The following is a 26,761-nucleotide window of genomic DNA, read 5'->3' as shown; positions in this document are numbered from 1 at the left end:
GGGTTGAAATCGTTTTAGCGTTGCAGCCAGACGTCGGCGAAACTCGCCGATACGCCGTCGGGGCCGCTCGTATGGTTGTGGACCGCGCGTGAGTACACGGTCAGGTATTGCGGCGACACGAGGTTGAGATCGGGCAGGTCGCGCTCCAGAATCCGCTGGATCTGCGAGAACAGCTGTTTGCGTGTGGCCTCGTCGGTTTCCTCGGCCGCCTGCGCGAACAGTTGATCGATCCGCGGATTGCTATAGTGCGAACCGTTCGTGAACGGCACGCCGCGGCGGAAGTTGTCGCTCGTATACAGCCGCGCGACACCGACCACCGGATCGAACAGATTGCTCATCCCATTGATCGAGAAATCGAAATCGCGGTCGGTGTAGATCCGCTTCAGATACGCGGGCAAGTCCTGGCTGCGCACAGTGACCGCGATGCCGACTTTTGCGAGCGCCGATTTCACGTAAGCCGCGGTGCGGGTGGGCAGATCGCCGATCGGCAGCGGATCGACCGTCAGCGCGAAGCGGGTGCCGTCGGCCTTGCGCGGGTAACCGGCCGCGTCGAGCAGCGCGTTGGCCCGCTCCACATTGAACGGATACGGGTTGGGCGCCGGATCGTAGTACGGGTTCGACGCAATGATCGGACTCGCGAGTGGTGTCGCGTAGCCGTAGAAGATCACCTTGCGGATCACGTCGCGATCGATCGCCGACGCGATCGCCTGGCGGACCTGAAGATTTTTCAGGACCGGATTGTCGAGATTGAATTCGATGCGCGTGACGCCGGCCTGGAATTCATAGCCGCGCGAGTCGAGTGCGAGCTTCGGGTTGTTCTTCAGCCGCTCGAGGTCGGATAGCGGAACCGGCGTATCGCCGCTCAGATCGACGGAACCGTCTTCGAACGCGACCGTGCGCGCGGCCGGATCGGTGATGATCTTCACGACGATCCTGTCGAGAAAAGGCTTGCCTTTGTCCCAGTAGTCGTCGTTGCGCGTGTATTCGATGTAGCTGCCGCGCACCCATTTGACGAAGCGGAACGGCCCGGTGCCGATCGGTGCGTTATTGACCGGGTTGGTCAGCGGGTCGGTGCCTTCGTACAGATGCTTCGGCACGATCGGCGTTTCCGACGACGAGAACGCCTTGATCAGATACGGCGCCGGCTTCGACAGCGTGATGACGACCGTATACGGATCGGGCGTGGCGATGCCGGTGACGTTCGCGAAGGTGGTTTTGGCGCGCGGGTGAACCTGCCTGAGCGTTTGCAGCGAATAGGCGACGTCCGCGGACGTGAACGGCTGGCCGTCGTGCCACTTCACGCCGTGACGCAAGTGGAACACGTACTTGCGGCTGTCGTCGCCGATCTCCCATGAGGTCGCAAGCGATGGCTTCGGCTGGAATTTGAAGTCGTAATCGAGCAGTCCTTCGACGACTTTCGGGCTGACCTTCAGCACATTGGTCGCGGTGGTCGCGAGATCGACGAGCGCGGTTGGCTCCGGGGTGACGACGAAGTTCAGCGTGCCGCCGCGTTGCGGCGTCTGTGCAATTGCGTAAGAGCCGGACAGGGCGATCAGCAGCGCGGCGCCGAGCTCGAGCGCGCCGCGCAACAAGACGGCGCCGCGGCGGCGCGGCGCCGCCTGCGAGGTGACATGAGTCATCGTTCGGTTGGGTAGGAAGAGAGCGGGAAGAACTACGCGTCAGAGCGCGGCCGGCTCCGCTGCCTCACGGCGCGCTAGCGCGGCACGCAAAGGCGCGGGATCGATCCATGCGTCGAAATCGAAGTCGGCCGGAATGAAACCCGACTCGAACAGGAACTGCTTGAAACCGGCGAGCGCGGCCAACGCTTGCGGGTCGAGGCCGATCTGCAATTGCCGGTGCAGTCCGCCCGGATACGCGCGCTGTACCCAATGTTCGGCGCTGCGGGTTTCGCGGGCCACGTACTGCGCGACCTCGCCGGGGTGGCGTTGCACCCAGTCGCCGGTGTCGAGCGTGCGCGCAAGTACCCGTTCGACCAGATCCGGGCGCTCGCGCAGCAATTGCGCGTCGACCGTCAGCGGTCGCGGCGTGCCGTTGTTCGCGTGTAGCAGCCGGTTCGGCTGCGCGCCGATCTCCACGAGAATCTTTGCGTTCAGCAGGTTCGCGATATCGAGCCCGGTCGCGCCCTTCACGAACACGACGTCGGCTTCGCCGCGCAGCAGGGCCGCGGCTTCACGGGCGAATTCGTGCGAGCGCTGCGCGTCGAGCCAGCTCGCGAGCGGCGCATCGGCGGCGGATTTGGCGTCTTCGAGACCACGCGGCGTATGTGCCAGATCGACCAGTTCGACGTCCGCGAGCGCGCCGCCCAGCGCACCGAGCAACGAGCCGAAGCCGCGCAACGCGGTCGCCCGATGAAAATCGACCACGCTCGCGCGGGTATTGAGCGGCAGTCCGAAGCGTCGGCCGGTCAGTGCGTCGGCGCTCGCATCGAGTTGCCGGTCGAGCGTAATCAGCGCCTGGAATTCGTCGACCCAGCTCAGGCCGATCAGCCGCGTATCGCTGCCTTGCGAGCGCGCCCACAGCGCGGGAATATTGCCGCCCTGACGAAACGACCACGGCTGCGTGTGGGTGAAATGCGAGCGGCGGATCGCGACGTCGTCGGCGTCCTGTAGTGCCTTCACGTCGATGCCGTCGGCGGCGAATTCCTCGTCGAGCCAGCCTTTCTGCGCGGCGATGCCGAACGGAGTGGGGGCGGGGCAGCGGGTGTACCAGAGTCGGCTCATGCGTTTCACCATGAAGTGGAAAGAGAACGGGACTTCGAATGCACGCTCAAAGTCGCAGACCGGCTTCGCGCAACAGCGGCAACACGCGTGCGCCGAAGAAGTCGAGGTCCGGCTGGAAATCGAAAAAGCTCAATTGCACGCCGTCGATCCCGGCCCGATGCAGACGCACGATGTAGTCGGCCACCTGCTGTGGGGAGCCGACGATCGAGATGTTGCCGCCGACCGCGCGCGCGGCCGCCTGATTGCGCTGCTCGGCGTTGCCGCGCCATGCGTGCGCGTCGCTTTCGAAGCGTTGGAAGCTGCCTTCGTCGCCGTGCGCGACGATTGCGTCGCGATAGGCGAGCGCTTCCGCGGCCGTTTCGCGGCAGATCACCATCGGATTGATCAGCGTGCGGATCTTGCGGCCGTGCTTCGCGGCGGCGGCTTTCACGCGCGCGGTGTGGGCGGGTAACGCGGCGAGCGCGGCTTCGATTTCCGAGCCGGCAGGGCTGGTGATGAACACCACGTCCGAGTAACGCGCGGCGAACTCGATACCGGCGTCCGAGCCGGTCGCATTGACGAGCAGCGGGCGGCCGAATTGCGGCTTGGGCGTGACGAACGCCTTGTCGAGCTTCCAGCTCGACAGCAACGGCGCGAAGCTGAAGTTCTCCGGTTGCGCCCACAGCTGCTGGACTGCCTCGAGAAACTCGCCCGCCAGTTCATAGCGGCGGTCGTGTTCGATCCGGTGCCAGCCGAACATCTCGTGTTCGATCGCCCGATGGCCGGTCACCACGTTGATGCCCCAGCGGCCTTTCGAAATGTGATCGAGCGTCGCGCAGAACTTCGCGAAATGCAGCGGATGCCACGGGCCGTACAGCACATGGCTGGTGGCGACGAGGATGATTCGTTCGGTGCGCGCGGTCATCGCCGCGAGCGACATGAACGAGTCGAGCGCCTCGCCGTTGAACACGCCGCCATAGCCGCCTTTGGGCAGCCATTGCGACAGCGCGAATACCAGGTCGAAGCCGAGGCTCTCGGCTTTCTGCACGAGCGCGAGGTTGTAGTCGAAATTCCAGTCGGTGCTGCGCGGCAGCGTCGACGCGCTCCAGCCGCCGGCCTGAATCGGCAGGAACAGGCCGAGCAGCAGCGGCTGTTCGAGCGCGCGGGCTACCGGCGAGGCGGAAAAGTCGGCGGGCGAGCGTACTGGCACGAATGGGGTGGCGTCGGGAGACTGCGTCGACGCTTGCGGTTGGGCGGCGAAGAGGGTTTCGGTCACGATGAGGGTCGGTCGTTGGACGTAGAGGGATTGACGGCGGTGTTCCGCTGCGCGCCGAGCCTTGAAAACTTACCGGCAACTCAACCCATCGGACAACGAACAATAATTTCTATCGTTATCTGCTTGCGTGCGCGACATGCGGTGGAAATGACGCACACGTGTAAGCAAAGCAGAATCGCTTGGTTCGTGTGCGGACGGCGGCTGGCTATCCTGTGCGGCGTATCCGTATCGTTCAACTCACCGCTCAATCCGCTCAATCCGCTCAATCGAACCACCGACACATGACGACGCTAAACGAGTACCTCGTACAGAAGCGCGCGGCCTGGCTAGCCAAACGCGAAGCCGCGCGCAACGATCCGGATCTGAACGCCAACCGGCTCAAGGCCAATGTGCGCGCGTTAGGGCGCAGCGGCGTGCGCGAAATCCGCATTCGAGATTTTCAGGTGATCAGCGACAGTCCCGCCGATTTCGCCGGCTACAACCTCGGGCCCGCGTCGCCTGAATTGCAGCTCGGCGTGCTCGGCAGCTGCCTCACGCACATCACGCTGATCCAGGCCGCTGAGCGCGGCCTGCGAATCGATTCGATCGACGTGGAAGTCACCGGCGACCAGCATCCGCTCGCGCAGCAGCCGGGCTTCGAGCACATCCCGATCTTTCCGCACAACATCCGCTACACGCTCGACATCGTCTCGCCCGAGCCGGCCGCCGCGATTCGCGCGCTGCATGAAGCGGTGGAGGCGGTGTGCCCGATTTACAACCTGCTGAAGAACCCGCAGGTGATCGCCGGCGAATTGCGCCATGTCAGCGTGGCCCGCGCGCCCGGCGAGTCGGCGCGGCACCTGGTAACCGCTTCGGCAAAATAATAAGGATCCCGATGAGAACGACTTACGGCGTACGCGCGCGCCTGCTCGGCGCGCTACTGGTCAGTGCGTGGCTTGCCGGCGTGCCCGCCGGCGCGAGCGCCGCGCCCGCCAGCGGCGGCACGTTGACCTGGCTGGTGACCCCGGAACCTGCGTCGATCGTCCCGTTGACCACCACCGCCGGCGGCAATGCGGAGATCGGACCGAAGGTGGTTGAAGGCCTGCTGACCTATGACCCGAATCTGAACCCGAAACCGTTGCTGGCAACCTCATGGACGGTCAGCCCTGATGGGCTGCAATACCGTTTCAATCTGCGTCATGACGTGAAGTGGCATGACGGCAAGCCCTTTACTTCCGCCGACGTGGCGTTTTCGATTCTGACGCTCAAGCAGGTGCATCCGCGCGGCCGCAGTACCTTTGCGAATGTGACCGACGTGAAGACGCCGGACCCGTATACCGCGATCGTCGAGCTGTCGAGGCCCGCGCCGTTCCTGCTGACCGCGCTCGCGGGCAGCGAGTCGCCGATCATTCCGAAGCACCTGTACGAAGGCACCGATATCGCGACGAATCCGTACAACAGCGCGCCGGTCGGCACCGGACCGTTCGTGTTCAAGTCGTTCGCGCACGGCAGCGATATCGTGCTCGAACGTAATCCGGACTACTGGGACAAGCCCAAACCCTACGTCGACAAAATCATCGTGCGCTTTCTACCCGATGGCGCCGCCCGCGCCGCGGCGCTCGAGTCCGGCGCCGCGAATCTGGGCGATCAGGCGGTGCCGCTGTCGGACGTGAAGCGCTTCAGCTCGCTGCCGAACTTCAACGTGGATACGACCAACTGGGCGTACAACAGCAACCATCAGCAGCTGATCTTCAACCTCGATACACCGGTTCTGAAGGACAAGGCGGTTCGCAAGGCGATCTCGCAGGCGCTCGATGTCAACGCGCTGAATCGCGTGGTCTGGTACGGCTATGGCCAGGTGTCGGCGGCCGCGATCGGCACAGCGAACACGAAGTATCACAACGCCGCTATCCACTACTTCCCGTACGACGTCGCGCAGGCCAATGCCGCGCTCGATGCGGCCGGCTACAAACGCGGCGCGGACGGCAAGCGCTTCAAATTGCGACTGCTGTACAACCCGTTCCAGGACCCGCGCGCGGCGGATTTCGTGCGCCAGTCGCTCGCGCGCATCGGCATCGACGGCGAGATCGAAAGCTACGACTTCGCGACCTACGTGAAGAAGGCCTACACCGATCGCGCGTTCGACATCACGCTCGAAGCATTGTCGAACACGTTCGATCCGACCGTCGGCGTGCAGCGGGTGTTCTGGTCGAAGAACTTCAAGATCGGCCTGCCGTTCTCGAATGCCGCGCATTACTCGAACCCGGAAGTCGACCGTCTGCTGGAAGCGGCCTCGGTCGCTACCGACGATACCCAGCGCCGCCAGTTGTTCCTGCAGTTCCAGCAGATCGTGCACGACGATATTCCGTCGATCGAGTTCGGCGCGAATCCGAACATCACGATTGCGGCGAAGAAGGTGAAGAACTATGCGCCGGGCGGCGAGGGGATACGAGGCAACTTTGCCGACCTGTACATCGAGCGCTGAAGACAAAGGAAGCCTACCCAATGAGCCGAGATCTTCATTTGCACACACCATGAGCCAACGTAAAGGACATTTGCGCCTCGGCGCCTTTCTGTACCCGACCGGCCATCACATCGCCGCGTGGCGTCATCCGGACGCGCACGCGGCGGCGGGCCGCGATTTCCGTCACTACGCGCGGCTTGCCCAGGCTGCCGAAGCGGCGAAGTTCGATCTGATCTTTCTCGCCGACGGCTCGGGCACGCGCGGCGACAACGTCGACTTTCTGAGCCGCACCGCGCACAGTTACGTCGCCCAGTTCGAACCGCTCACGCTGCTGTCGGGGCTGGCCGCCGTGACCGAGCGCATCGGCCTCGTCGGCACCGCATCGACGACGTTCAACGAGCCTTATCACATCGCCCGCAAATTCGCGTCGCTCGATCACATCAGCGGCGGGCGGGCCGGCTGGAATCTGGTCACGTCGTCGAGCGCGCACGAGGCGAAGAACTTCGGTTTCGACGAACATCTCGCGCATGCGCGCCGCTACGAGCGCGCGACCGAATTCGCGGAAGTGGTCGAGGGACTGTGGGACAGCTGGGACGAGCACGCGTTCGTGCGCGACAAGACCGGCGGCCGCTATTTCGATCCGGACAAACGTCACGTGCTCGACCATCGCGGCGAATTTTTCAACGTGCGCGGCCCGCTGAACGTCGAGCGTTCGCCGCAAGGGCGGCCGGTGCTCGTGCAGGCGGGGTCGTCGGAAGCGGGCAAGGCGCTGGCGGCGCGCACCGCCGAGGTGATCTTCACCGCGCAGCAGACGCTCGAAGACGCGGTCGCGTTTTACGCGGACGTGAAGGGCCGCCTCGCGCAGTACGGCCGCGACGCGGATGATCTGAAGATCATGCCGGGCGTGATGCCGATCGTCGGCGCGACCGAGCGCGAGGCGCAGCAGAAATTCGCCGAGCTGCAGGCGCTGATCGATCCCGCGGTGGGTCTGTCGCTGGTGTCGGGCCTGACCGGCGGCTTCGATCTGTCCGGCTATCCGCTCGACGGACCGATTCCCGAACTGCCGGAAACCAATGCGAGCAAGAGCCGCCAGTCGCTGACGCTGGAACTCGCGCGGCGCGAGAACCTGACGATCCGCGAACTGTATCTGCGGGTAGCCGGCGCGCGCGGGCATTGGCAACTGGTCGGTACCCCGAAGCAGATCGCCGATGCGCTCGAAGAACGCTTCGTCAACTACGGCGCCGACGGCTACAACGTGATGCCGGCATTGCTGCCCAATAGTCTCGACGACTTCATCGAACTGGTGCTGCCGGAATTGCGGCGCCGAGGCCTGTTTCGCGACGAGTACGAAGGTCGGACGCTGCGCGAGAACCTCGGCTTGCGGCAGCCGGTGTCGCGCTACCAGCGCGAAGCTGTGACCGCCTGACCGATAGCCCCCCACGTATGTGATGCGGCGAGCGCCGCGAAGGAGATCAACGATGAGTGCAGTCGCTGTGACCGACCAGGCAGAACTCCAGATCAGCCCGCTGTCCGCGCATATCGGCGCGGAAATCGGCGGCGTGGATCTGACCCGGCCGCTCGACCCGAAGCAGATCGCGGCGATCCGCGCCGCGCTGCTGAAGTGGCGGGTAGTGTTTTTCCGCGAGCAGTTTCTGAGTCACGAGCAGCACGTGGCCTTTTCCGCGCAATTCGGTGAACTGACGGTCGGGCATCCGGTGTTCGGTCATGTCGAAGGGCATCCGCAGATCTATTCGATCGCGAAGTTCCGTCAGGCGACCCGCTTCGAGGGCCAGCCTCTGTTGCGGCCGTGGACCGGCTGGCACACCGACGTGACGGCCGCCGTCAATCCGCCGTTCGCGTCGATCCTGCGCGGCGTGACGATTCCGCCGTACGGCGGCGACACCCAATGGACCAATCTGGTGGCCGCCTACGACAAGCTGTCGGAGCCGCTGCGCAGGTTTGTCGACGGACTGCGCGGCGTGCATCGCTTCGCCGCGCCGCAAGGGGTGCAGGGCACCGCTTCGTTTGCATCGGCGGTCGAGCAGCACACGCTCGTCAGCGAGCATCCGCTCGTGCGCGTGCATCCGGAAACCGGCGAGCGCGCGCTGTATGTGAGCCCGGGATTCCTGAAGCAGATTTCCGGCGTGACGCCGCGCGAAAGCCAGTTGCTGCTCGAATTGCTGTGGGAGCACGTGACGCGGCCGGAATTCACGGTGCGCTTCAAATGGGAGCCGGGCAGCATCGCGTTCTGGGACAACCGCACGACCGCGCATCTCGCGCCGACCGATATTTTCGATCTGGAGTTCGACCGGCAGTTGTATCGCACGACGCTCGTCGGCGATGTGCCGGTCGGGCCGGACGGGCGCGCGTCGGTGTCGTTGCAGGGCTCGCCGGTCGGCGCGGCGGCCGCGGTCGCGCTGAATTGAATGGCAGGGATTGCGCCGGGGCTCGAACGGGCCCGGCGCGCGAGCGCGGCGCGGTATCGAATTGCGCGCGCCTCGGCGGATATCGCCGGCCGTCATATCGTTAGTCCGAATCGGCTTTGAAGCGCGCGCGGACACTGCCTATACTCGGACGCTCGTCATCGATCCAGCCGCCCGTCGGCCCCAGCATGTCGCGACAATCACCTCCATCACCCCAATCGCCTATCAGTCAGGACTCCCAACGCGAGCCGAACAGCGCGCCGTCCGGTAACCAGTCGAAGCAACCCGCTTCCCCGCGCCGGCGCATGCTCGGCGCGCTTGCATTAACCGCGCTGGCCGCCCGCAACGTGAAGGCCGCGACGCTATTGCAACCGCTCGCCGTCGATCCATGGACGCAAACGCCGGGCGCGCCAGTTCTCGACCACCCGTATGGACTGCCGTCGCCGCACGAGGCGAACGTAATCCGGCGCGCCGCGCGAGCGTGGCCGATGCCGGGCGCCGCGTCGTCGCTGACGCCGCTCGCCGATCTGCACGGTTCGATCACGCCGAATGGCCTCGTCTACGAACGCCATCACGCCGGCGTGCCCGACATCGATCCGGACGCGCACCGTCTGGCGATCCACGGTCTGGTGCGCGAGCCGAAAATCTTCACGATGGACGATTTGCTACGGCTGCCGTCGGAGTCGCGGATTCATTTTCTCGAATGCTCGGGCAATACCGCGAGCGAATGGAAAGGGCCCAGCGGTTTGCCGGTGCAGATCACGCACGGACTGCTGTCGTGCTGCGAATGGACCGGCGTCCGGCTATCGACGCTGCTCGAAGCGGTCGGCGGTGTCGCCGCGACCGGCGATGGCGCCGCGCCGCAATGGCTGCTCGCCGAGGGCGCGGACGCCGCGGCGATGACCCGCAGTTTGCCGCTCGAGCGGATTGTCGATCGCGCGCTGGTCGTCTATGCGCAGAACGGCGAACGGCTGCGGCCGGAGAATGGCTATCCGCTGCGTTTGCTGGTGCCGGGGTTCGAAGGCAATACCAACGTGAAGTGGCTGCGCCGGCTCAAGATCGTCGCCGCGCCGTTGCAGACGCGTGAGGAAACGTCGAAATATACGAGCTTGCTGCCCGATGGCCGGGCCCGTCAGTTCGCGTTCGAAATGGACGCGAAGTCGGTGATCACGCGGCCATCGGCGGGGCAGCGGCTTAGCGTGCACGGCTTTTATCCGATCGTCGGAATCGCGTGGTCCGGACGCGGCGCGATTCGTAAGGTCGAGGTCTCCACCGACGGCGGCGCGACGTGGCAGGCGGCACGGCTCGACGAACCGGCGCGCGATCGCGCGTTGACGCGCTTCGAGGCGGGCTTCGTGTGGAACGGCGCGCCGACCGCGATCCTGTCGCGCGCAACGGACTCGACCGGCTACGTGCAACCGACCCGCGAGGCGCTCGTCGCCGCGCGCGGACTGAACTCGAACTATCACTACAACGGCATTCAGCAGTGGCGCATCGAAGCCGATGGGAGCGTGAAAAATGCGTAAGCGTATGCGGTTCGTTTTGCCTGCGCCGTCGCGAAGGGTGACGAGACTATTCGCGGCGCTCGTGTTTGGCGGCCTGCTCGCCGGTTGCTCGTCGTCGTTGGATTCGACCCACGCGGCGCAGTCCGCCGCCGCGAATGCGCAGTGGCGCCAGTCGGTCGATGCGATCGGCACACCGGTCGGTGAGGCCGCGCTCAGTGCGTGGAATATCGATGTCGCGCCGGACGGCCACGGTTTGCCCGCCGGCAGCGGCGATGTCGCGACGGGCGCGCGCATTTTCGCGGCCAAATGCGCGGCGTGCCACGGCGCGAAAGGCGAGGGATTGATCGGCGATCAGTTGATCGGCGGCGCGGGCACGCTCGCGAGCGCGAATCCGAAGCGCACGGTAGGCAGTTACTGGCCGTACGCGACCACGCTGTTCGACTATATTCGCCGCGCGATGCCGTATAACGCGCCGCAGTCGCTGAGCGCGGACGAAGTGTATGCGGTGAGCGCGTGGATTCTGAACCGCAACGGCATCGTGCCGGATGATGCGCGGCTCGACGCGGCTTCGCTCACCGCAATCAGGATGCCGAACCATGCCGGATTCGTGCCGGACCCGCGGCCCGGGCGGCTGTGATCCGCGTAACGCGGCGGCCCGGCCGTGGCCGGCGCCGCCGCGCGTTGCGCGTTGCGCGATGCCGGCCGGCCTGCGCCGCGCTCCACGGCCACCGGCGCGCCGGGCTTCACGAAGCGGCCGCCGCCAGTTCGCCGCGCTCGCGCGCACTCTGCGTATAGCGATTGACCGGACGCGGCAAGCCGAGATGCTCGCGCAGCGTACGCCCCGTGTACTCGGTGCGAAACAGCCCGCGGCGCTGCAATTCCGGCACGACGGTATCGGCGAATTCGCCGAGCCCGCCCGGCAGCCACGGCGACATGATGTTGAAGCCGTCCGCGCCTTCTTCTTCGAACCATTGCTGCAACTGGTCCGCGATGCTCTGCGGCGTGCCGATCACCTGCTGATGTCCGCGCGCGCCCGCGATGCGCAGATACAGATCGCGGATCGTCAGGTTGTCGCGCCGCGCGAGATCGAGCAGCAGCCGTTGCCGGCTCTTGCCGCCATTGGTTTCGGGCAGCTCCGGCACCGGGCCGTCGAGCGGATACGACGACAGGTCGACGCCGCCCGACATGTTCGACAGCAACGCGAGGCCGACCACCGGATCGATCAGTTCCTGCAACGCGTCGAACTTGTCCTGCGCTTCCTGCTGGGTTCTGCCGATCACTGGAAAGATGCCGGGCATGATCTTCAGATGCTCGGGCCGGCGGCCATAGCGCGCAAGCCGGCCTTTGACGTCGCGATAGAACTGCTGCGCTTCGTCGAGCGTCTGGTGCGCGACGAAAATCACCTCCGCCGTTTGCGCGGCCAGTTCGCGGCCGGCTTCCGACGCCCCGGCCTGCACGACGACCGGCCAGCCTTGCGGCGAGCGCGCGACGTTCAGCGGTCCGCGCACGCTGAAGTGCTTGCCGCGATAGCCGAGCACGTGCAGCTTGTCGGCGTCGAAATAGATGCCGCTCGTCTTGTCGCGTAAGAATGCATCGTCCTCCCAACTATCCCACAGGCCCGCGACCACGTCGTAGAACTCCTTCGCGCGCTCGTAGCGCAGCGCGTGATCGAGGTGCTGGTCGCGGCTGAAGTTGTGCGCTTCGGTCTCGGTGCTCGACGTCACCAGATTCCAGCCGGAACGGCCGCCGCTCAGATGATCGAGCGATGCGAACTTGCGCGCGACGTTGTACGGCTCGTTAAAGCTGGTCGAAACGGTCGCGATCAGGCCGATGCGCTCGGTCACGACCGACAGCGCGGACAGCAGCGTCAACGGTTCGAAGTGATCGGCGCGCGCGGTGCGCGACAGCGACGGCAGGTTGGTGTCGCGCACGCTGACGCTGTCCGCGAAGAAGATCGTGTCGAATTTGGCCCGCTCGGCGATGCGCGCGAGTTCCGCGTAGTGCGCGAAGTCCAGACCGCCGGCCGCGTGCGTGTCCGGGTGACGCCATGCGGCGATGTGGTGGCCGGTTTCCATCAGGAACGCACCGAGACTCATCTGCCGTTTGTTGTGTGCTGCTGCGCTCACTGCTGGCTCCTTGCGATTGACGATTGACGTGGACGAAAGACGCACTTTCGGAAACACGCTAGGCGGCGTGATGCGCCGGTTCGGCGAAATCGGCGAGGATCCGCTCGCGCAATTGCACGAAGCGCGCATCGCCGCGCTCGCGCGGCCGCGGCAAGCCGACCTCGGTGATCCGCTTGATGCGGCCGGGGCGCGGCGCCATCGTGACGACCCGGTCGCCGAGCTGGATCGCTTCGTCGACATCGTGCGTGACCAGAATCATCGTGATCCGCTCGTGTTCCCAGATCCGTTGCAGCTCGGTTTGCAGGCGCGCGCGGGTGAGGGCGTCGAGTGCGCCGAACGGTTCGTCGAGCAACAGCACGCGCGGCCGGTTCACGAGTCCGCGTGCGATCGCCACGCGCTGCGCCATCCCGCCCGACAGCTCATGCGGGTACGCGCGCTCGAAGCCTTGCAGGCCGACCAGCGCGACGTGCTGCGCGACGGCCGCGCGCTTCTGCTGTAACGAAAGCGGCGCGTTGCGCAGCGCGGCCTCGATGTTCTGGGCCGCGGTCAGCCACGGGAACAGCCGGTGATCCTGAAACACGATCCCGCGTTCGAGCGACGTATCGCGCACGCGCTCGCCGTGCACGCTGATTTCGCCGCGATAGTCGGTGTCGAGCCCGGCCACCAGCCGCAGCAGCGTGGACTTGCCGCAGCCGCTCGCGCCGAGCACGCTGATGAATTCGCCGGGGGCGATGTCGAGCGAAACGTCGTCGAGCACGAGCAGGCCGTCGTCGTTGCCGGCCTGCTTCGGATAGCGCTTGGTGACGCCGCGAATGCGGATGCCTTCGGAAACCGGATGGGTCATGGGTTTGCTTCCTGTCGATACCTGGCTGTACGAATGAAGGATTTCAGGCGGGCGCGCGTTCGCGCGGCGCGCCGCTGCGCCGCGCCATCACGCGCCGCTCGACGCCGCGGGCCAGCGCATTGAGCGCCCAGCCCGTCAGCCCGACGACGATGACGCCGAACAGCACGAGGTCCATCCTGAACTGCTCGCTGCCGTCGATCAGCGTGTTGCCGATGCCGCTGCCGGCAACCAGCAGGTATTCGGCGCCGAGCGTCGCGAGCCACGAATAGATCAGCCCGAGATAGAGGCCGGTGAAAATCGTCGGCAATGCGGCGGGCAGGATCACGTAGCGGATCAGTTGAACGCGCGAATAGCGCAACGCGCGCGCGACCTCGATATAGCGGCGCGGCACCGAGTGGATGCCGTCGCAGGTGTGCGCGGCGACCGGCAGCAGCGCGGCCAGCGACAGGAACACCACTTTCGCGACATCGCCGAGGCCGAACCACACGGAGATCAGCGGGATCCATGCGAACAGCGAGATCTGTTTGAAGGTGTCGAACGACGGCCCGATCAGCCGGGTCGCGAGCGGCGACAGGCCGAGCATGCAGCCCAGCACCAGTCCGCTCGCGGCGCCGATGATGAAGCCGCTCGCTTCGCGCGCCAGCGAAGCCGACAGCGCGCGCAGCAACGCGCCGCTGGTGAGTTGCTGCCACGCGGTATGCGCGACGTCGGCGGGGCTGACCAGCAGGCCGCTTTTGACCAGATGCAGCGCCGACACGAGCCACCACAGCGCGAATAGCGCGAGCGGCAGCACGAGGCCGCGCCAGTTGAACGCGCGCACGCGCTGCGCGAACGCCGAGGTTCGCGCCGGCGTGACGGGTGCTTCGCAAGCGCAGCGCGGCGGCGCGCCGCGACGCGGCTGAAACAGGCGGCGCGGCGTCGAGGCGGATGAGAGCAGGGGCATCGCAGATTCCTCTTTCAGTTAAGCGCCTACGCGCGAAACGCCGAAGGTTGGCCGCGCCGCAGACGCGCTTCGAGCGCATCGAGCAGACGGTTGATCGCAAAGCCGATCGCGCCGACGATCACGACGGCCGCCATCACCAGATCGAGCTGAAACAGCTGGCGTCCGTAGACGATCAGATAGCCGAGTCCTTCCGACGACGCGACCAGTTCGACCACCACCAGCGCGAGCCACGACTTGGTGAACGCGAGCCGCACGCCGGTCGCGAGCGTCGGCACCGCGGCCGGCAGCACCACGTACACGATGCGCTGCCAGCGGCCGTAGCCGAACCCGCGCGCGACTTCATCGAGCGCGGCGGGCGTCTGCCGAAAGCCTTGCATCGTGCCCAGCGTGACCGGCACCAGCGCCGCGTGGGCGATCAGCAGGTACTTCAGCGGTTCGCCGACGCCGACCAGCAGCAACAGGAACGGCAGCCAGCCGAGCACCGGGATCTGCACGAGCGCGTTGAAACCGGGCAGCACGTACGCTTCGACACTGCGCGACAGACCGAGCGCCGCACCGATCAGCAAACCGGCCAGCGTGCCCGCGGCGAAACCGAGCAGCACCCGCTGCACGCTGATTAGCGTGTGGTGCGCGAGGTCGCCGTTGCGCGCGAGTTCGTACAACGTGTCGAACACCAGGCGCGGCGGCGGCAGGATTTGCGGCGCGATCCAGCCGCGTGCGCAGCCGATGCTCCACAGCGCGAACAGCGCGGCGGGCAGCAGCCACGGCGCGAGATGCCAGCCGATGGTGCACGCGCGGCGGCGTAGCTGCGCGGTTCGAGGGGCGGCCGTGTCGGCCGCGTTCGAGCCATGCGCGGCGGCCGGCGCGCCACGCGTATTGGCCGTGTTTGCTCCACGCGCGGCGGCGTGCGCCGCGCCGGGCGACCATTCACTAATCGCCTTGCTCATCGTCGATCTCCGGTTAGCCGAGCGGTTTGCCCTGCGGGTCGTAGCGGGTCCAGTAGTGTTCGAGTGACTGACTGTGCAACGCGTTGTCGAGATAGCGCGGCTCGAACCAGCCGTCGACCTGTACGGGTTGCCGGATCAGCTTGAGTTTCAGCGCGTCGCCGGCCACCGCCTTGTAGCGCGCGACGATGAACGGATCGATCAGCGGCGAGTTGCGCGACTTCAGCGGCTGGTTCGCGAACTCCGCTTGCCACGACGCGTAGCTGACGCCGCTGTTTGCCCACAGCTTGAACAGCGCGTCGCGGTTCGCTTCATCGGATGACCATTGCGCGCCCTTGACGAACGCATTGACGACCCGTTGCACGATGTCCGGATGCGCGCGCTCGAAATCGTCGAGCACCAGCAGATGCGATTGGCGCGTGAACTGCGGACCGGCCGTCTGCGATTCGAACACGATCTTCGCGAGCCCCTGATCGCGTAGCTTGTACACGTGATAGTCGTTGACCGATGCGTCGATCCCTTTGGACGACAGCGCCGCCAGCGAGCTTGCCGCATCGAGATTGATCACGCGCAGCTCGCGCTCGTCGAGCTGATTGGCCGCGAGCACGTTGTCGGCGACGAGTTGCAGATTGGTGCCGCGGAAAATCGACACCCGCTTGCCCTTCAGATCTTTCACGCTCTGGATCGGCGAGTCGGGCGGCACCGCGAACTTGATGCCCACGCGCACGCCCGATTCGAGCAGGATGCGTGTCTTCAGGCCGTTGGCCCGCCCGAGTACCGATGGCAGATCGCCCTGAAACGCGAAGTCGAGCGACTTGTCGGCGATCGCTTCGTTGACCGCGGGGCCGGCGCCCTTGAAAAACAGCCATTCGACCTTGATGCCGTCGGCGGCGAATTCCTTTTCGACCAGTTGTTGCTGTTGCACGGTGGCGGCGGGCGAGCCGCCGAACGTCGGCGGATCGCCGGCGCCTTGCTGCGCGACGCCGATGCGGATCACCGCGGGTTTGTCGGCATGCGCGTAGGGCACCGTAAACGCGAGCGCGGTGGCGAGCAACGCGGACTTCAGAGCGCGCAGCGAGCGCAAAAAGTTTCCGGCAAATCGATTGGCCATGGATCGGGACGCGGCGGCGCGGCGTGTTGGACGAATGGCCATTCTTGTCGACGGTTTTCGTCAGGACAAGAAAGCATTGCAGCTATGGATATGCGTGGCGGTGCTTTTGGGCGCACGGGAATCGGCCGTTGCTGCGATGGATTCGACGCGGTGGAGGGATCGAGGCGGCAGCGAGTTTCGCGGACGCTCGATTGTGCGGATCTTCGCTGGCGCGGAGGGTGTGAACGGGAGTGCTTCGGTGCTGCTATTTGTAGCGAGTGTGCGCGGCGGCGGCTCGCGAGCCGCGTGGCCGCCGCGCGATGGCGTGCGCAGACTACTTCAACCGCCCCGCCAGAAACTGCTGCAAGCGCTCGCTGCGCGGATTGGTCAGCACGTCATGCGGATGCCCCTGCTCCTCGATCTTGCCCTTGTGCAGAAACACCACATGATTCGACACGTTGCGCGCAAAACCCATCTCGTGCGTGACGACGATCATCGTGCGGCCTTCCTCGGCGAGCGCCTGCATCACGCGCAGTACTTCGCCGACCAGTTCCGGATCGAGCGCGGAGGTCGGTTCGTCGAACAGCATCACCTCGGGCTCCATCGCCAGCGCGCGGGCAATCGCGACGCGCTGCTGCTGGCCGCCCGACAGATGCGACGGATACTTCTGTTCGGTATTGGCCGGCAAGCCGACCTTGGTCAGATACTTGCGCGCGCGTTCCTCGGCTTGCGCGCGGCTCAGACCCAATACGCTGATCGGCGCCTCAATGATGTTCTCGAGCACCGTCATATGCGCCCATAGATTGAAATGCTGGAACACCATTGCGAGCCGGGTGCGCATCGTTTGTAGTTGCTTCGGATTGCTGACGCGCAGCGAGCCGTTGCGATCGACGCTCGTGTTGATCGCCTCGCCGTTCAGCGTAATGCGTCCGGAGCACGGCGATTCCAGAAAATTGATGCAGCGGAGAAAGGTGCTTTTGCCGGAACCGCTCGAGCCGATCAGGCTGATCACGTCGCCTGCCTTCGCCTTGAGCGAGACGCCTTTCAGTACTTCGTTATCGCCGAACTTCTTGTGCAGGTCGTCGACCGTCAGCTTGTACATGCTCGTATGCTCCATCGTCGCGCGATTGCGCGTTTAATGCCCTTGAGGTTTCAGATAAGCCAGCAAACGCAGTTCCATTTTGCGGAAGCCCCAGATCAGCGCGAATACGATCGCCGCATACAGCAGCGCCGCGATCGTGTACGCCTGGAACGTCGCGTAAGTCGCGGAGTTCACGTCGCGCGCGATCTTCAGAATGTCGGGGACGGTCGCGGTGAACGCGAGCGTGGTCGCGTGCAGCATCAGGATCACTTCGTTGCTGTACGACGGCAGCGAGCGGCGCAGCGCCGACGGCAGGATGATGCGGGTGTACAGCTTGTACTTCGACATTCCATACGCCTGCGCCGCCTCGATCTCGCCGTGCGAGGTTTCGCGGATCGCGCCGGCGAAGATTTCGGTGGCGTACGCGCACTCGTTCAGCGCGAACGCGAGCAGCGTGCAATTCATCGCGTTGCGAAAGAAGCTGTTCAGCAACTCGTGCGAATGAACGAAATGCAGGCTGTAGAGCCCGGTGTAGATCAGCAGCAATTGCACGTACAGCGGCGTGCCGCGAAAGATATACGTGTAGAGCCAGACCGGCCCGGAAATATAGCGATTGCGAGACGCGCGCGCGATTGCGAGCGGCACCGCCATCACGAAGCCGAAGCCGATCGACGCGACCAGCAGCCACAGCGTGATCGCCAGACCGGTGGTATTGAAGCCGTCCGTGAACAGGTAGTTCTGCCAGTATTGGCGAATCAGATCGATCACAGTACGGCCCTCCGCACGCCCGTCGAATAACGTTTCTCGAGGCGATTAAGAATCAGATTCGAAATGGTCGTGATGGCCAGATAGATCGCGCCGGTCATCAGCGTGAAGAAGAAAAACGATTGAGTACTTTTGCCGGCATCCTGCGAGGCCTTGACCACGTCCGCGAGACCGATGATCGACACCAGCGCGGTCGCCTTCACCAGCACCTGCCAGTTATTGCCGATGCCGGGCAGCGCGAAACGCATCATCTGCGGAAACAGGATGCGGGTGAATACGCGCCGCGCGCTCATCCCGTATGCGAAGCCCGCTTCGATCTGGCCGCGCGGCACCGCGAGGAACGCGCCGCGGAACGTTTCGGTGAAGTACGCGCCGTAAATGAAGCCGAGCGTGATCACGCCGGCGAGAAACGGATCGATGTCGATCTGGTCGACGTTGAACACGTCGGTCAGATCGTTGAGCCAGATCTGGATGCTGTAGAACAGCAGCAGCATCAGCACGAGATCGGGCACCGCACGGATCAGCGTCGTGTACGCGGTGCCGATGCGCGAGAGCACGCGATTGCTCGACAGCTTCGCCGCCGCGCCGAGCAGACCCAGCGCGAACGACGCCGCGAGCGACAGCACCGCGAGCTTGATGGTGACCCACGTGCCGGCGAGCAGGATCGGGCCGAAACCTTGGAAGAGCATGGGAGTGTCCCTCGGGTGTCCTGGTAAGAGGAGCGAGCCGCGCGCGAGCGCGGGCGTGGGTTTATCCGCCGTACACGTCGAACGAGAAATACTTCGACTCGATCTTCTTATAGGTGCCGTCCTGGATCATGTCGGCGATCGCCTTGTCGATCTTGCCCTTCAGTTCGACGTCGTCCTTGCGCATGCCGATTGCCGCGCCGCTGCTCGGAATTTCCGGGCCGGCGAAGCTAAAGCCCTTGCCGCGCGGCGTTTTCAGAAAGCCGAGGTCGGCCTGCACCGCGTCCTGCAGCGCGGCGTCGAGGCGGCCGGACTGCAGATCGGCGTAGACCTGATCCTGGTTCTGATAGGGCACCACGTTCACGCCCTTCGACGCCCAGTTCTCCTTCGCGTAGCTCTCCTGGGTCGTGCCCTGTTCGACACCGATCGTCTTGCCTTTCAGCGATTCGGCCGTCGGCTGCAGCGGCGAGCCGCTCTTCGCGATCAGGCGCGTCGGCGTTTTAAAGAGTCGCGACGAGAACATGATCTGCGCTTCGCGCTGCGGGGTGACCGTCATCGCCGAAAGCACGCCGTCGAATTTCTTTGCCTTCAGGCCCGGGATCATTCCGTCGAAGTCCTGTTCGACCCACACGCACTTCGCGTTCAGGCGACGGCAGATCTCATTGCCGAGGTCGACGTCGAAGCCGACCAGCTTGCCGTCGGCCGCCTTCGATTCGAACGGCGCATAGCTCGCGTCGACGCCGAAACGGATCGTCGACCACTCTTTGGCGAACGCGCCGCTGGCGGCAAGCGCGATGGCGACGGACAAGACGAGTTTCTTCATACAGTCTCCGGGATAAGTCTTCTGACGTGGATGGCGGGCAACGGCGGCCTGCTCGGTATTCAATGTTGTCTAGACAATTTAGCGCTCTGGAGCGAGGGCGGACAATCGGGGTTAGTGCGGATGGGGCGTCCAGGCGAGGCGATGTTTATTACAAAAAATCCATTTAAATACGGTGTGTTATCGATATTTTGTGGAGATGATGTGGTGGCTGGATTTTTCTGCTGGCCGGGGATTTATTTCGGCAGGCTATCTTGTCCATACAACTTCGTTGCGGCGGCGATCGGAAGGAGAAGGAGTTCGTTCGCGGCGCCCCAACGCGCGTGAACGCCTCGTGACGCGAATGGCACCCGGAGCGCGATGCTGTCGGCAAAATGTAAGCACCGCGAAGCAACGCAACTGCTGCAACCGTCGCAACCGTCGCAACGGTCGCAACCGGCACGATCAGGCCGAAATACCTTCTAGGTATCGACGCGATACCAAATCGGTGTTGGACCATGCGAACGGCGTGCCACTATTCTTCAGGTCCGGCTGGTGTCCCCGAGAAGCCGTACCTATCAGAAACAGATAAGCAGCAATGAGACATGCTGAAATCGACACCGTGACCGCTTTCATGCGTTCGCGCCTCGTCCCTCATCGCAATCGTTCGTGTGGCACGGCAAGCATCGGGCTTGCCGATAGGCGCGCCGGCGATTGTCCTGCATACTATCGGCCCACCATGATCCCGCTGCGCGCAGCGCGTGCCACGCGTTTCGCTGCGGACGGCGTGCCGTGCCTCGACCCACATCGACAATGAATCCCTCCAATAGTCAGACGCCGGCGACGCGCGCAATAGCCACCGACTGGTCCGTTTCCGCGATCGTCGCGGGCTTTCTGGCCGTGCTGATTTCGTACGCCGGTCCGCTCGTGATCTTCTTTCAGGCGGCGCAAGCCGCGCATATGCCCAACGAAATGGTCGCGTCGTGGGTATGGGGGATTTCGATCGGCGCGGCGGTGTCCGGCATCTACGCGAGCTGGAAACTGAAAGTGCCGGTCGTGACCGCGTGGTCCGCGCCGGGCACCGCGCTGCTGGTCACGCTGTTTCCCGCGTTGACGCTGAACCAGGCGGTCGGCGCATACCTCACCGCGGCGGTGATCATTCTGCTGATCGGCGTATCCGGCTATTTCGACCGGATGGTGCGCAGTATTCCTAAAGGCATCGCGTGCGGGATGATGGCCGGCATTCTGCTGCAGTTCGGCACGCATGCATTCGGCGCGGCCGCGTCGATGCCGGCGCTCGCGTTCGGGATGATCGCCGCGTATATCGTGTTCAAACGCTGCCTGCCGCGCTATTGCATCGTGCTGGTATTGCTGACCGGCACGCTGCTCGCGATCGCGCTCGGCGACGCGCATCTGAGCGCGTTGCCGCTGCACGTCACGCGGCCGATTTTCATCAAACCAGAGTGGACGCTGAGCTCGACATTGAGTCTCGCGCTGCCGCTCGTCGTCGTCAGTCTGACCGGACAGTTTCTGCCGGGGATGGCGATTCTGCGCGTATCCGGTTATCAAACGCCGGCGCGGCCGATCATTACCGCGACCAGCGTCGCGTCGATCGGCGTCGCGTTTTTCGGCGGCATCACGATCGTGATCGCCGCGATTACCGCGGCGCTGTGCACCGGCAAGGACGCGCACGACGATCCGGACAAGCGCTATATCGCCGGGATTGCGAACGGCGTGTTCTATCTGATCGGCGGCACTTTCGCCGGCGCGATCGTCGCGTTGTTCACGATGCTGCCGAAAGAGTTCGTCGCGATTCTCGCGGGCCTTGCGCTGATCGGCGCGATTACCGCGAACGTGATGGGCGCGATTCAGGACGAGGACCATCGCGAGGCATCGGTGATCACGTTTCTGGCGACCGCATCGGGGATGACGTTCCTCGGCCTCGGCTCCGCGTTCTGGGGGATCGTGATCGGCTCGTTCGCGTATCTGGTGTTGAACAAGGTGCGGCGTTAAGCGGTGCGCGTAGCGCGGCGCGGGCTCGATTCTCAGTCGAGCGTGCGCCGGTAGAACTTCACCGCGATGCCCATCACGACGCACAGGAAGATCAGCAGCGGCCACACGTGCGGCCACATATCGGCCCAGCCGACACCCTTGAGCAGAATGCCGCGCACCAGCCGGTTGAAATAGGTGAGCGGCAGTAGATTGCCGATCACCTGCGCCCACTTCGGCATTCCGGCGAACGGAAACATGAAGCCCGACAGCAGGATGTTGGGCAGGAAATAGAACATCGTCAGCTGCATCGCCTGCAACTGGTTCTGCGCGAGCGAGGACAACGTAATGCCGATCGTCAGATTGGCCGCGACGAACAATAACGCCGACAGATACAGCGCGATCAGGCTGCCTTCGAACGGCACGTCGAACACGAAGCGCGCGGCCACCAGAATGATACTCACCTGAATCAACCCGATCGCCACGTACGGGACGATCTTGCCGGTCATGACTTCGAGCGGCAGCACCGGCGTGGCGAGCAGGTTTTCCATCGTGCCGCGCTCGCGTTCGCGGGTGATCGCGAGGCCGGTCATCATCACCATCGTCATCGTCAGGATCACGCCCATCAGGCCCGGCACCACGTTGTACTGGGTCACGCTCTCGGGATTGTAGAGGCGGTGCAATTGCACGTCGAACGCGGCGGGGCCGACCGCGAGCGTCGCGAGCGGACCGGTCAGATCCTTCCGCAATACCGATTGCGTAATCGACGGCAGCGCGCCGAGCGCGGTGCCGACCGCGGTCGGATCGGTCGCGTCGGCCTCCATCAGCAGCGACGGATGCGCGCCTTTGGCCAGATCGCGCGTGAAACCGACGGGAATGTTCAGCACGAACAGCACCTTGCCTTGCGCGAGCGCGCGGCGGCCCGCTTCTTCGTCGGGCAATGTCGCGACGATGTCGAAGTAGTCGGAGTTGCGCATCGCGGCGACGAAACTGCGGGTGAACTCGCTGTGATCGGCGGCGATGATCGCGGTCGGCAGATGCTTCGGGTCGGTGTTGATCGCGAAGCCGAACAGCGCCATCTGCATGATCGGCAGACCGATCATCATCGCGAACGTGATGCGGTCGCGCTTCAGTTGCAGGAACTCCTTGCACACGATGCTCCACCAGCGTGTCAGCGAAAAACGCGGCAGCCGGCGGGCGGTACTCACGCTGCGCGCTCCGCGGCAGGGGGCGCGTAATTGTCGGTCGAGCGGTTCATCATGAAGATGAACACGTCTTCGAGGCCGGTTTCCTGAGGTTCGATGCGCAGCGCGGGACTCGTGTGCGCGAGCTGGTCGATCGTCGCGTGCAGCTCGGGCGTGTCCGGACCGCTCACATGCAGCGACGAACCGAATGCGACGGTCTGTTCGACGCCGGGCGAGCGCCGCAGCCGGTCGCCGAGTTCGACCAGATTCTCGCCATACACGGCCCACGTCACGAGTCCTTGCGAAGCGATCACCTGACTCGACGTGCCTTGCGCGAGCAGCTTGCCGTACGCGATATACGCGAGCTTGTGGCAACGCTCCGCCTCATCCATATAGTGCGTGCTGACCAGCACCGAGATGCCGCGCGCGGCGAGGCGGTGCAGCTCTTCCCAGAAGTCGCGTCGCGCGCTCGGGTCGACTCCGGCGGTCGGTTCGTCGAGCAACAGCAGTTCCGGCTCGTGCAGCATGCACGCGGCCAGCGCGAGACGCTGCTTCCAGCCGCCCGATAACGCGCCCGCCAATTGTTTCGCACGGCTTGCGAGTCCGAGTTGTTCGAGTGCGCGGTCCACGGCATCGCGGCGATTCTTCATCTCGTAGATACGCGCGACGAAGTCGAGATTCTCGCGAATCGTCAGGTCCTCCCAATAGGAGAAGCGCTGCGTCATATAGCCGGTGCGCCGTTTGATCTGCGCGCTGTCGTGCACGATGTCGTAGCCGAGACAGGTGCCGCTGCCGGAATCGGGCGTGAGCAGTCCGCACATCATGCGGATGCAGGTGGTCTTGCCGCTGCCGTTCGGACCGAGAAAGCCGAAGATTTCGCCGCGTTGCACGCGCAGCGATACGTCGTTGACGACGTGCTTGCTGCCGAAATGTTTGTTCAGCCCGTGTACGTCGATCGCGTAGACGGGGGCGGCCTCGGCTGTTTTCTCGGCGGTGGCGGATGTGCTCATTGCAGCGTCACCGTGACCGGTTGGCCGGGGCGCAGCTTCGGCGCGTCGGCGGTTTGCGGTTTCGCTTCGACCATGAACACGAGCTTCGAGCGGCTTTCGTTGCTGAAGATCACCGGCGGCGTGTATTCCGCCTGGTTCGAAATGAAGCTGAGCACCGCCGGCACGTCGGCCGCGCAACCGTCGCAACGGATCGTCACGCGGCGGCCCGGCGCGAGCGAACCGACCACCGCCTCGGGCACGAAGAAGCGCACCTTGACGTTTTCCGGCGGCAGCAGCCGGATCACCGGACTGCCGGCCGGCACCCATTCGCCGCTGCGATACATCGTGTCGAACACGAGGCCGCCATGCGGCGCGCGCATGCTTTTCTGGTCGAGTTTCCACTGGGCCTGGCCGAGCTGGGCCAGCGCCGCGTCGACCTGGGCCTGTTGCGCGCGGATCTGTTCGCTGCGGCCCGGCAGATGCGCGACCACGACCTGGCTTTGCAGCTCGCGCACTCGCGCGGCGCTCGACAGCGCGTTCGCGCGCGACTCGTCGAGCTGGCTTTGCGCGATGCCGCCCGCTCGCAACTGTTGTTCGTCGCGCCGGTACTGGGTGGCGGCGCGAGCCGCGTCCGCCTCGGCCTGAACGAGTTGCGCGCGGGTCACGTCGACTTCGGGCGGACGTTTGCCGGTCGCCAGATCGGCGAGTTGCGCGCGCGCCGCCTGCAATTGCTGATTCGCCTGGGCGACGGCCTCCGTTTCGTTGCGCGCTTCGAGCGCGAACAGCGGGGTGTCGTTCGCAACCGTCTGGCCGCGCGACACCGACAACTCTGTCAGTTGTCCTGCCTGCGATGACGCGAGGTACAGGAACTCGCCTTCTACATAGCCTTGCCAGCTATTGGTTGGTTCGCGCGAGCAACTCGCGCAGACGATGCAAAGCGCGAGGATGAACACGAGCGGGGATTGGCGCGCGAAGTACTTCATGGCGCGGGCCTTTTCGCGCGGCGTGACGCCGACACCGGCGTTGGCGTCGGGCCGCCGCTGATTCCATGCGTCAGCAGCGCGACCACATGGCGCTCGAGCGTCGCGCGCTCGAACGATGCGTGCGGATCCAGACGCTGCCAGATTTTCGCGGTGGCCTGCGGCAGCATCACCAGACCGAGCACCGAATTGAACAGCAGCAGCGGTTCGAGCTGCGCGTTCAACTGCCCCGACGCGCAGCCGCGCGCGATGTTCTGCGCGAAGCCCGCGAGCTTCGATGCCGGCAGATGCGCGAGCGCGCGTTCGCGCAGCAGGCCGCCTTCGTTGATCACTTCGCGCAGCCACAGCGAAGGCAGCCATGGCATCCGCGCGGTGACGTCGAACATGCGGGTGACGATACCTTGAGTGAGCGCGAGCGGATCGTCGTGGGCGGGATCGGCGGGCTGCCAGACCGAGTCGAATGCGACCAGCAGTTTTTCTTCGAACAGCGCGTCGAGCAGCTTTTCGCGGGTTTGAAACCAGTAGTGCACCATCGCAGACGTCACGCCGCTGGCGGCCGCGATCTGCGCGACCGTCGTATTGGCGATACCGCGCTCGGCGAACAGTCGCACCGCGACATCGAGCAGATGTTCGCGCGCGTCGAAGTCCTGCGGATGCGAACGGCGACCCATGCGGGAGCGGGCAGGCAAAGCCATGTTCCGGTCAACTAATTGATGAGTTAGTTAGTTTCTCGTCTTTGAGACTAGGATGTTTTCGGGCGGGTTGCAGGAGGGGAAACCCTGGCGGCCGGCGAACCGGTTACTACGTTTCGGATTTCGGATATTCGAAGTCGATTTTAAATGTCACAAAAGATTCATTCCAAACGAGTTTGAATTTCGACTCACGCGGCCAATAATTTTTACAGACTCTTTTCAACGGCATACCTCCTGTTCCTCTCCGATCTTCGCGCTGCTCGAATCGAGCTGCGCGAATGCTGGTTGTTTTCTTCGCTGGAAGCAGGACGGCAAAAGCGCTTTATGCGGGTACTGTAAAAGGAGAGACATCATGGTCGCAGAAAAGAAATCACGCTATACCGTAGTCAAAGGCAAGTACTGGATTCACAACGCGGAAAAGCCGCGCCAGGGACCGCAGCCCGACGGCGATACCGTCGCGTTTATCCCCGACTCTCCCGACGTTGTCCGCCAGCTACGAAAGATCTCCGGCCGGCCGGCGGATATCCACGGCGGACGGATCAACGTTCGCTACGAGGGTGTCGACGCGCTCGAAACGCACTTCGTTGGCGTACATCAGCAACTGGCATTGGCGCGCGCCGCGCGCGACCGCAATCTGCAACTGCTGGGATTTACCAACGTGCGCTTTTTCGAAGATTTGCCTAACGTCGTCGAATCCGTCGATCAGAGCCAGTTACCCGGCTTCGTATTGGCGAACGGGATTGAAGCGAATGGCCGTTTGCTGGGGCTCGTGTACGCGGGCGGGTCGGATCACGACGATGGTGAGGGCATGTTCGTCGAGACGGAGATGCTGGACCAGAGTGTCAACGCGAAGTTGGTCGTCGCAGGACTCGTCTATGTCGAGCCGTACGATTCGATGCCGATGTCGCTCGTCAGGCATCTGCGTGCGGCCGTTCACTGTGCACGAAAAACCGGCGCCGGGCTGTTTCCGCAGGAGAGCATCACGACTGAAAAAGCTGCTGTGGTGCAGAACCTTGGCGACGCTCAGGCACTGGTCATGTGGCCGAAACTATTTCGACGGCTCGCAACGTTTCTCGATGAAGGGCATGTGGGCCTCGACCGCTTTGATGAGTGGATTCGCGACGATCCCGTTCGTCGAGACGACACGCTGCGCTTGCCGGACGGCGAAAAAGGCAATATGCACGACACGTTCACTATCGTGAACAACGCATTGCAACTGCGATTTCGCCCTGAGGATCTGCTGATCACGCCGGACCCAACGCCTGTTCCGCACTAGCCGGTC

At 64.4% G+C, this 26,761-nt stretch carries 24 protein-coding genes; 8 read left to right on the top strand and 16 right to left on the bottom strand.

The window, feature by feature from the left end:
* Positions 1–14: 14 nt before the first annotated feature.
* Genes BTH42_RS14500 through BTH42_RS14490 form a run of 3 tightly spaced genes read right to left on the bottom strand, consistent with a single transcriptional unit; the run spans position 15 to position 3,996 of the window.
* Positions 15–1,640 (bottom strand): ABC transporter substrate-binding protein, encoded by a 1,626-nt coding sequence (locus BTH42_RS14500; protein WP_075300454.1) that lies wholly within the window; start codon positions 1,638–1,640, stop codon positions 15–17.
* Between the two features lie 39 nt (positions 1,641–1,679).
* On the bottom strand, positions 1,680–2,741 hold the full coding sequence (locus BTH42_RS14495; protein WP_075300583.1) for an ABC transporter substrate-binding protein: 1,062 nt from the start codon (positions 2,739–2,741) through the stop codon (positions 1,680–1,682).
* 46 nt (positions 2,742–2,787) lie between these two features.
* Complete coding sequence (locus BTH42_RS14490; protein WP_075300452.1) at positions 2,788–3,996, bottom strand: LLM class flavin-dependent oxidoreductase; 1,209 nt, start codon at positions 3,994–3,996, stop codon at positions 2,788–2,790.
* 281 nt (positions 3,997–4,277) lie between these two features.
* Here BTH42_RS14490 and BTH42_RS14485 point away from each other — a divergent pair, with 281 nt between their 5' ends.
* The 6 genes from BTH42_RS14485 to BTH42_RS14460 all read left to right on the top strand — a co-directional run bounded on the left by BTH42_RS14485 (position 4,278) and on the right by BTH42_RS14460 (position 11,004).
* Positions 4,278–4,859 (top strand): OsmC family protein, encoded by a 582-nt coding sequence (locus tag BTH42_RS14485; RefSeq protein WP_075300450.1) that lies wholly within the window; start codon positions 4,278–4,280, stop codon positions 4,857–4,859.
* A gap of 11 nt (positions 4,860–4,870) precedes the next feature.
* Entirely contained in the window at positions 4,871–6,460 is a 1,590-nt protein-coding gene (locus BTH42_RS14480; protein ID WP_075300448.1) for an ABC transporter substrate-binding protein, read from the top strand.
* A 49-nt stretch (positions 6,461–6,509) separates the two neighbouring features.
* Entirely contained in the window at positions 6,510–7,865 is a 1,356-nt protein-coding gene (locus BTH42_RS14475) for an LLM class flavin-dependent oxidoreductase (RefSeq protein WP_075300446.1), read from the top strand.
* 52 nt (positions 7,866–7,917) lie between these two features.
* Entirely contained in the window at positions 7,918–8,865 is a 948-nt protein-coding gene (locus BTH42_RS14470) for a TauD/TfdA family dioxygenase (RefSeq protein ID WP_075300444.1), read from the top strand.
* Positions 8,866–9,167: 302 nt separating this feature from the next.
* Complete coding sequence (gene soxC, locus BTH42_RS14465; protein ID WP_075300442.1) at positions 9,168–10,388, top strand: sulfite dehydrogenase; 1,221 nt, start codon at positions 9,168–9,170, stop codon at positions 10,386–10,388.
* Between the two features lie 4 nt (positions 10,389–10,392).
* Positions 10,393–11,004, top strand: a complete 612-nt coding sequence (locus BTH42_RS14460) for a c-type cytochrome (RefSeq protein WP_372237265.1) — start codon at positions 10,393–10,395, stop codon at positions 11,002–11,004.
* 106 nt (positions 11,005–11,110) lie between these two features.
* On the opposite strand, the gene BTH42_RS14455 is transcribed toward BTH42_RS14460, so the two are convergent.
* The 9 genes from BTH42_RS14455 to BTH42_RS14415 all read right to left on the bottom strand — a co-directional run bounded on the left by BTH42_RS14455 (position 11,111) and on the right by BTH42_RS14415 (position 19,669).
* The gene (locus BTH42_RS14455; RefSeq protein ID WP_075300581.1) at positions 11,111–12,463 is read right to left on the bottom strand and encodes an LLM class flavin-dependent oxidoreductase; all 1,353 of its coding nucleotides are present in this window, start codon (positions 12,461–12,463) and stop codon (positions 11,111–11,113) included.
* A gap of 88 nt (positions 12,464–12,551) precedes the next feature.
* A complete protein-coding gene (locus BTH42_RS14450) occupies positions 12,552–13,337 on the bottom strand; it encodes an ABC transporter ATP-binding protein (protein WP_075300438.1) in 786 nt (261 codons plus the stop codon).
* Positions 13,338–13,380: 43 nt separating this feature from the next.
* Positions 13,381–14,280, bottom strand: coding sequence for an ABC transporter permease (locus BTH42_RS14445; protein WP_083654799.1), 900 nt, complete (start codon positions 14,278–14,280; stop codon positions 13,381–13,383).
* Between the two features lie 26 nt (positions 14,281–14,306).
* A complete protein-coding gene (locus tag BTH42_RS14440) occupies positions 14,307–15,227 on the bottom strand; it encodes an ABC transporter permease (protein WP_075300436.1) in 921 nt (306 codons plus the stop codon).
* A gap of 13 nt (positions 15,228–15,240) precedes the next feature.
* On the bottom strand, positions 15,241–16,335 hold the full coding sequence (locus BTH42_RS14435; RefSeq protein ID WP_075300434.1) for an ABC transporter substrate-binding protein: 1,095 nt from the start codon (positions 16,333–16,335) through the stop codon (positions 15,241–15,243).
* 313 nt (positions 16,336–16,648) lie between these two features.
* Positions 16,649–17,416, bottom strand: a complete 768-nt coding sequence (locus tag BTH42_RS14430; RefSeq protein WP_075300432.1) for an ABC transporter ATP-binding protein — start codon at positions 17,414–17,416, stop codon at positions 16,649–16,651.
* Between the two features lie 33 nt (positions 17,417–17,449).
* Positions 17,450–18,163: an ABC transporter permease gene (locus BTH42_RS14425; RefSeq protein WP_075300430.1), complete on the bottom strand. Its 714-nt coding sequence runs from the start codon at positions 18,161–18,163 to the stop codon at positions 17,450–17,452.
* Entirely contained in the window at positions 18,160–18,849 is a 690-nt protein-coding gene (locus BTH42_RS14420) for an ABC transporter permease (RefSeq protein ID WP_075300428.1), read from the bottom strand. Before BTH42_RS14420 ends, BTH42_RS14425 begins: the two co-directional genes overlap by 4 nt.
* 61 nt (positions 18,850–18,910) lie before the next feature.
* On the bottom strand, positions 18,911–19,669 hold the full coding sequence (locus tag BTH42_RS14415; protein ID WP_075300426.1) for an ABC transporter substrate-binding protein: 759 nt from the start codon (positions 19,667–19,669) through the stop codon (positions 18,911–18,913).
* Positions 19,670–20,458: 789 nt separating this feature from the next.
* Here BTH42_RS14415 and BTH42_RS14410 point away from each other — a divergent pair.
* Positions 20,459–21,658: a benzoate/H(+) symporter BenE family transporter gene (locus BTH42_RS14410; RefSeq protein WP_075300424.1), complete on the top strand. Its 1,200-nt coding sequence runs from the start codon at positions 20,459–20,461 to the stop codon at positions 21,656–21,658.
* A 32-nt stretch (positions 21,659–21,690) separates the two neighbouring features.
* On the opposite strand, the gene BTH42_RS14405 is transcribed toward BTH42_RS14410, so the two are convergent.
* The 4 genes from BTH42_RS14405 to BTH42_RS14390 are packed head-to-tail and all read right to left on the bottom strand — an operon-like array spanning position 21,691 to position 25,458.
* Complete coding sequence (locus BTH42_RS14405; protein ID WP_075300422.1) at positions 21,691–22,842, bottom strand: ABC transporter permease; 1,152 nt, start codon at positions 22,840–22,842, stop codon at positions 21,691–21,693.
* Complete coding sequence (locus BTH42_RS14400) at positions 22,839–23,828, bottom strand: ABC transporter ATP-binding protein (protein WP_075300420.1); 990 nt, start codon at positions 23,826–23,828, stop codon at positions 22,839–22,841. The genes BTH42_RS14405 and BTH42_RS14400 overlap by 4 nt, the downstream gene beginning before the upstream one ends.
* On the bottom strand, positions 23,825–24,790 hold the full coding sequence (locus tag BTH42_RS14395) for an HlyD family secretion protein (protein ID WP_075300418.1): 966 nt from the start codon (positions 24,788–24,790) through the stop codon (positions 23,825–23,827). Before BTH42_RS14395 ends, BTH42_RS14400 begins: the two co-directional genes overlap by 4 nt.
* Entirely contained in the window at positions 24,787–25,458 is a 672-nt protein-coding gene (locus BTH42_RS14390) for a TetR/AcrR family transcriptional regulator (protein WP_075300416.1), read from the bottom strand. Before BTH42_RS14390 ends, BTH42_RS14395 begins: the two co-directional genes overlap by 4 nt.
* Positions 25,459–25,831: 373 nt before the next feature.
* On the opposite strand from BTH42_RS14390, the gene BTH42_RS14385 reads away from it, so the two are divergent.
* The gene (locus BTH42_RS14385; RefSeq protein WP_075300414.1) at positions 25,832–26,755 is read left to right on the top strand and encodes a thermonuclease family protein; all 924 of its coding nucleotides are present in this window, start codon (positions 25,832–25,834) and stop codon (positions 26,753–26,755) included.
* Positions 26,756–26,761 lie beyond the last annotated feature (6 nt).

The organism is Burkholderia sp. SRS-W-2-2016 (assembly GCF_001931485.1).
In the GTDB taxonomy this organism is placed as follows: Bacteria; Pseudomonadota; Gammaproteobacteria; order Burkholderiales; family Burkholderiaceae; genus Paraburkholderia.
The sequence above is the reverse complement of the archived record's forward strand: the minus strand, read 5'-3'. Positions and strand labels throughout refer to the sequence as shown.